The 6,444-nt window shown below is 67.3% G+C and carries 6 protein-coding genes and 1 pseudogene; all 7 read right to left on the bottom strand.

All coding sequences use genetic code 11. The features are described from left to right. Positions 1-317 (bottom strand): NAD-dependent epimerase/dehydratase family protein (locus AC1Q7H_RS25670; protein WP_492381879.1); only part of this gene is annotated, 317 nt, incomplete at its 3' end. Then, entirely contained in the window at positions 314-1,249 is a 936-nt protein-coding gene (locus tag AC1Q7H_RS25665; protein WP_492381880.1) for a formyltransferase, read from the bottom strand. The genes AC1Q7H_RS25665 and AC1Q7H_RS25670, both read right to left, overlap by 4 nt. Beyond that, complete coding sequence (locus AC1Q7H_RS25660; protein WP_013953277.1) at positions 1,249-2,241, bottom strand: glycosyltransferase; 993 nt, start codon at positions 2,239-2,241, stop codon at positions 1,249-1,251. Before AC1Q7H_RS25660 ends, AC1Q7H_RS25665 begins: the two co-directional genes overlap by 1 nt. Further along, positions 2,220-3,392, bottom strand: coding sequence for a DegT/DnrJ/EryC1/StrS family aminotransferase (locus AC1Q7H_RS25655; protein ID WP_013953276.1), 1,173 nt, complete (start codon positions 3,390-3,392; stop codon positions 2,220-2,222). The genes AC1Q7H_RS25660 and AC1Q7H_RS25655 overlap by 22 nt, the downstream gene beginning before the upstream one ends. Positions 3,393-3,443: 51 nt before the next feature. After that, on the bottom strand, positions 3,444-3,815 hold the full coding sequence (locus tag AC1Q7H_RS25650) for an EamA family transporter (protein WP_013953275.1): 372 nt from the start codon (positions 3,813-3,815) through the stop codon (positions 3,444-3,446). Positions 3,816-3,851: 36 nt separating this feature from the next. Continuing rightward, a complete protein-coding gene (locus AC1Q7H_RS25645; protein WP_153953454.1) occupies positions 3,852-5,591 on the bottom strand; it encodes a glycosyltransferase family 39 protein in 1,740 nt (579 codons plus the stop codon). A 277-nt stretch (positions 5,592-5,868) separates the two neighbouring features. Next, positions 5,869-6,436: pseudogene (locus tag AC1Q7H_RS25640) on the bottom strand (HdeD family acid-resistance protein). Positions 6,437-6,444 lie beyond the last annotated feature (8 nt).

The following is a 6,444-nucleotide window of genomic DNA, read 5'->3' as shown; positions in this document are numbered from 1 at the left end:
GCGGCGCGCACGATCGGCAGGTTGGCCTCGAAGTCCAGCTCGAACACGCGCAGCGGCTGGCGCACGTAGGTGGCCGGGGTGGCGATGGCCACCAGCGGCAGTACCACGTCGCACTTGCGGATGTTGTACTCGATCCACTCCTTGTTGATGGTGATGTCACCCTCGAAGAAGTGCATGCGCGGATGGTCGACGAGGTCGCCGAGGCGGTCCGACGACATGTCCATGCCGTAGACCTCCCACGGCGTGGTTTCCAGGATGCGGCGCGTCAGGTGGTGGCCGATGAAGCCGTTGACGCCAAGAATCAGGACCTTTTTCATCGGTTTTCCTTGTTGGATTGTTCGGTATGGATAAGTTTGGCGAAGGCCTGCGGCGTGAGTGCCGAGCCATCTTGTGCCAGCAATCGGGTGACCATCACCAGGCCGCCGTCGCCGCACAGGCCGATGATCTGGCCGTCGTGCACATGCAGGCCGGGCGCCGTACCGGCGGGCAGCGCGAGCTTCGTCAGCGGCCGGCGCGCCTGCGCCACAATGAAGCGGAGCCCGGCGAGGTCGGTGAACGCGCCGGGATAGGGCGGTGCGACGGCGCGCACGAGATTGTAGACCTCGGCGGCCGGGCGGCTCCAGTCGATGCGGCCGTCTTCCGGCTTGCGCCCGGAGAAGTAGCTGCCCTCGGCCAGCCGGTTGGGGTGTTGCGGCGTCTGTCCGGCGATCATCGCGAGCAGGGCACGCCACAGCGTCTGCTCGGCGGCAACGGTGACTTTCTCGAAGACTTCGCCGGCAGTGTCGTCCGGCAGGATCGGCACCGCGGTCTGGTCGACGATATAGCCCGCGTCAGGCTTGGCTTCCATGGCGTGCAGCGTGGCGCCGGTCTCGGTCTCGCCGCGCAGCACCGCCCAGTTCACCGGCACGCGGCCGCGGTACTTGGGCAGCAACGAGCCGTGCATGTTGAAGGCGCCGCCGGGGGCCAGCGCCAGCACGCCCGCCGGGATCATGGCGCGGTAGTAGAACGAGAAGATGACGTCCGGGCGCGCGTCGCGCACAGCCTGGGCGATGGCGGGATCGGCAGGGTCCTCGCCATAGACGAAGGGGATGCCCAGCTCGGCGGCGGTGTCGGCCACGCGGCGGAACCAGATGTTCTCGTCGGGGCGGTCGCGGTGCGTGATCACCAGCGCCACCTCCACGCCGCGCGCATGCAGCACGCGCAGGCAGCGGTCGCCGACATTGTGGTAGGCAAAGACGACGGCGCGCATCATTGCTCCGCGCCGGCGGCTGCCGGCGTGACACGCTGCGGGTCCGCTTCCAGCACTGCCTTGATGCGGTAGCGCGGGCGGTCGCGCACTTCCTGGTAGATGCGGCCGACGTACTCGCCCAGCAGGCCCACGCCGAACAGCAGGATGCCGATCAGGAAGAAGTTCATGGCGAACAGGGTGAACACACCCTGGACTTCCGAACCGAACAGGAAGCGCCGGACCAGCAGCACCACCACCAGTACGCCTGAACACAGCGACAGGATCGTGCCGATGGCCGAGAACCACTGCAGAGGCACGATCGAGAAGCCGGTCACCAGGTCGAAGTTCAGGCGGATCAGCTGGTACAGCGAATACTTGGATTCGCCTGCATGGCGCTGTTCGTGACCGACTTCGATCTCCACCGGATTGGAAGCAAAGGTGTAGGCCAGCGCGGGGATGAAGGTGTTGACCTCGCGGCAGGCATTGATCGTGTCGATCACATTGCGGTCATAGGCGCGCAGCATGCAGCCCTGGTCCGTCATGCGGATCTTGGTGATGCGCTCGCGCAGCCGGTTCATCGCGCGCGAGGCATAGCGGCGGAACGCGGTGTCGTTGCGCTGGCGGCGGATGGTGCCGACGTAGTCGTGGCCGGCGCGCATGGCTTCGACCAGGCGCGGGATTTCTTCCGGCGGGTTCTGCAGGTCGGCGTCCAGCGTGATCACGATCTTGCCGCGGGTGTGCTCGAAGCCCGCCAGGATCGCCATATGCTGGCCGAAGTTGCCGGCGAACAGCACCACCCGGGTCACATCCGGGCGCTTGTGGAACTGCGCCGCCAGCATCTGCGCCGAGCGGTCGACGCTGCCGTCGTTGATGAAGATGATCTCGTACGACTCGCCGAGGCCATCCAGCGCCGGATAGAGGCGGTCGAACAGGGCTTGCAGCCCGTCTTCTTCGTTGTAGACCGGGATGACGACCGAGACTTCGACCGGGCTCATTTGGAGAGACGTTTGCATGTTTCGCTGAGGATTGCGCAGACCCGCTCGACATCGGTGGCTTGCATCGCGGGGAACAGCGGCAGCGTGACGATGCCGCGCCCGATGCGTTCGGCATGCGGCAGCATGCCTTCGCGCCAGCCGAGCGAGCGGTAGTAGGTGAAAAGATGAATGGGCGGGTAGTGGACGCCGGTGCCGATGCCGCGCTCGCGCATGGCCTCCATGACCTGCTGGCGCGCCTGGGCCGGGCCGCCTTGCAGGCGCTCAGTCGGCAGCACCACCTGGAACATGTGCCAGTTGGTGGTGGCGGCGTGCGCATCCAGCGCTTGCGGCAGCTCGATGCCCAGCGCTTCCAGGCCGCTGTCGGCGGCACAGCGGAAATACGTCGCGGCCAGTTCGGCTCGGCGCGCGGTGATGGCGTCAAGCTTGCCCAGCTGCGCCAGGCCGACCGCGGCGTTGACGTCGGTCAAGTTGAACTTGCCGCCGGGCTCTTCGACATCCATGCCATCCATGCCGGTGCGGATCACGCCCTGCAGCCGCAGGCGCTCGGCGCGCACGGCTTCTTCGGGCGTGTTCATCACCAGGCAGCCGCCTTCTATGGTGGTGATGTTCTTGTTGGCCTGGAAGCTGAAGCTGACCAGGTCGCCAAAGGCGCCGATGCGCTGGCCGCGCCAGCGCGAGTCGATTGCCTGCGCGGCATCCTCGATCACGCGCAGCCCGTGCTTGCGGGCAATGGCGTACAGGCGGTCCATGTCCACCGGCAGGCCCGACAGGTACACCGGCATGATGGCGCGCGTGCGCGGCGTGATCGCGGCCTCGACGGCATCCAGGTCGAGATTGCGCGTGCGCGGGTCAATGTCGACGAACACCGGCCGCGCGCCCACTGCCAGCACCACGTTGGCAGTGGCGACCCAGGTGATTGGCGTGGTGATGACCTCATCGCCCGGCCCGATATCGGCAATGCGCAGCGCGATTTCCATCGTTGCCGAGCCGTTGGCGAAGGTGCGCACCGGGCGTCCGCCGAACAGGTCCGACAGCGCGGCCTCGAAGGCCTGCATCTTCGGGCCGGAGGTGATCCAGCCCGAGGCCAGCACCTTGCCGACTTCGGCAATGGCGGCGGCGTCGATGTCAGGCCGGACAAAAGGCAGGAATTCAGGGGCAGATGCGGTCATGGCAGGGCGAAGGAGAACGGTCGGTGTCGGACCTGGCGGCGCGCAGGCGCGTCATGAGCGCGCGATCAGGAAGACGCCCGCCAGTATCAGCAGGATGCCGGCCACGCGCAAGGGGCCGATCATCTCGCCAAACAGCCACCAGGCGGCCAGCGCGTTGACCACATAGCCGAGCGACAGCATCGGGTAGGCGATCGACACGTCCACGCGCGACAGCCCCACGATCCATACGCCCACGCTGACCACGTACAGCGTCAGCCCGGCCAGCACCGGCCATTGGGTCAGCACGCGCAGCGCTGTTACCAGCAGCGTGCCGCGGTCCATCGTGATGGCGCCGACGGCGTTGACGCCGGCCTTGAGCAACAGTTGCGCTGCCGCATTGAGCAGCACGCCGGTCAGGATGAAAGCGAAGGTGGAAAGCGTCATGGCGCTGCGTAGTGCAGGGGTTGCAGGAGTTGCAGGTTACTGTCCTGGGGGTTGCGTCTGCGGGCCGTTGCCCGGCAGTGCGAAATTGGCGACCGCCACCCGACGGCGGTCACCGGCGATCCGGTGCAGCGGCACGCCGCGCGCAGCCAGTGCATCGTAGGTCGCGGGCGACATGATCGCTACCGCGCGCTTGCCGTCCTGCCAGCGGGCGATAAAGCCATCGATGGTCGGGATCCACTTCTGCGGTTCCTGGCCGACGCCGAATTCCAGCTCGTCCGGATGCTCCACCATGATGGTGGTGCGGCGCAGGTAGAACGGCAGCGTGTGGTCCAGCATGCCCACGCTGTACAGCGGCATGTCCGGCGTCAGCACGGCATTGATGGCGGGCACCAGGTCCACGCCGGAACTGGGCCGGCCCATGGCCTCGTGACCGCGCAGCGCCACCGTGGAGCAGAGGAACATCGCCAGCGCATAGGCCACCACGCTGGGAAACACCCCGCGCGTGCGCAGCAGCCGGCGCGCCAGCAGTGCGCCGGCCAGCAGCACCGCGAAGGCGATGCCGATCCACATGGCGAATTCGCGATAGACCACATTGGGCATGCCGGGCTTGTCCATCATGCCGACGAACGGGCACGCCAGCAGCCCGACCACGCCCAGCGCGATCATGGTATTGACCTGCCAGCGCCAGGTGCGTTCCGTCACCGTGTCCAGTGCCACGCCGGCCAGCAACGCCAGTGCCGGGAAAATCGGCACGATATAGCCGGGCAGCTTGGAGCCAGACAGGCTGAAGAAGACAAAGATCGCCACGGCCCACAGCGCTGCCAGCAAGGCGGGCTGGAATGGCCGCGGCGAGGTGCCGCGTTCGACCCCGGCGCGCTCGCGCACGGCCTTCCACATTTGCGGAAACAGGCCCAGCCAGGGCAGGAAACCGGCCAGCAGCAGCGGCACGAAGTACCAGATCGCGCCTTCGCGCTGGTGCACGTTCGAGGTATAGCGTTGCCAATGCTCGTGGATAAAGAAGAAGCGCAGGAATTCCGGATTGCGCTCCGACACCAGCCAGAACCACGGCACCGTCACCACCAGCATCGCGACGATGCCGCCCGGCAGATGCAGGCGGCGCCACAGGCCGAAGTCGCGCGTCACCAGCGTGTAGACCACCAGCACCAGCCCCGGCAGCGCCAGCCCGACCAGCCCCTTGACCAGCACCGCCACGCCCATTGCCGCCCAGCAGGCGAGCATCCAGTTGCGGCGTTCGGCGCGGGTGGCATCCGGGTGCTGCGCCAGCAGCATGAAGGCCAGCACGCACGCCATGGCGCCGGCCAGCGTCATGTCCAGCGAATTGAAGTGGCCGGCGATATTCCACATCGGCGCGGAAACCAGCACCAGCCCCGTCAGCACCGCCACGCGCCGGCCGTACCAGCGTGCCGCGGCCAGCATCGACACGCCCAGCCCCAGCATGCCGGACAGCGCCACGCACAGCCGCGCCTGCCAGTCGCCCACGCCAAACAGCGTGTAGGCCAGCGTGGTCACCCATAGGTGGAAGGGCGGCTTCTCGAAATACTTGAGTTCCTGGTAGCGGATCGTCACCCAGTCGCCGGTGGCGAACATCTCGCGGGCAATCTCGGCGTAGCGGCCTTCATCGGAGCGCAGCAGGTGGCGCATGTCGAGGGTGCCGAACCAGACCAGCAGGATAAACAGGCTGGCCAGTGCTACCGCACCGGCGGTGGCGGCTCCAACGGACAGCGCGGCAGCCCGCGAGGTCGATGAACTACGCATAGATCTCCTGGAAAAGCGCGACGGATCGATGATCGATGGTCCTGCGTGGGCGCGCGGTGAGGGGAAGCCATCACAACGCATGGCCTTGCCTGTTGGTGGACACCGGGCAGGCAAGCCGCCCGCGGCCGGCAGGCTGGCATGTGCCCGGCGCGCCACTGCCGCCTCGGCCACGCGAGGCCGGCAATGGTAGCACGGCGGGCAGGTTGCCCCCGCAGTGCCGGGGACGGGCCTGCAGGGGGCGGCGGGATTGCCGCTGCCAGGGAAAGGAAAGTGCTGTTCAGGCCGGACGCTGCACGCCAGGCGCCGTCGGGCGGGCGCGACGCAGGCGCAGGCCCACGCCGATCAGCAGGATGCCGCACACGATGGCCCAGGAACCGATCAGCCACAGTACCGCCAGCGCCCCGGCCACTGGCCGCCACAGGACCAGGAAGGCGAAGGCGATGCTGACCAGCCCGGCCAGGATCAGCCACCACTCGGTTCGGGATCTCCTTGCGCAGCTTGATCGCCGCCACGATCTGCAGCACGCCGGTGGCGAGCGTCCAGGCGGCGATATAGAGCAGCAGCGACAGCGCGGTGATGGCCGGGCTGAACCAGGTCAGCGCGCCCACGCCCAGCCCAAGCAGGCCCTGCAGTGCCAGGATCCAGCGGTCGCTGGTTTCGCGGTCCTTGCCGGAGACCGCCATCAGCAGCGCCATCAGGCCATCCGCCGCGGCATAGGCGCCGAAGACAATGACCAGCGCCGCCAGCGTCGCGATCGGCGCAAAAAAGGCAAAAAAGCCGAAGATCACGGCAAACAGCCCGCGCAGGGCAACTACCCACCAGAGTTTCGCGTAGTACTGAAGCATGGAATCTC

Source organism: Cupriavidus sp. GW823-FHT06D04, assembly GCF_058795055.1.
The sequence above is the reverse complement of the archived record's forward strand: the minus strand, read 5'-3'. Positions and strand labels throughout refer to the sequence as shown.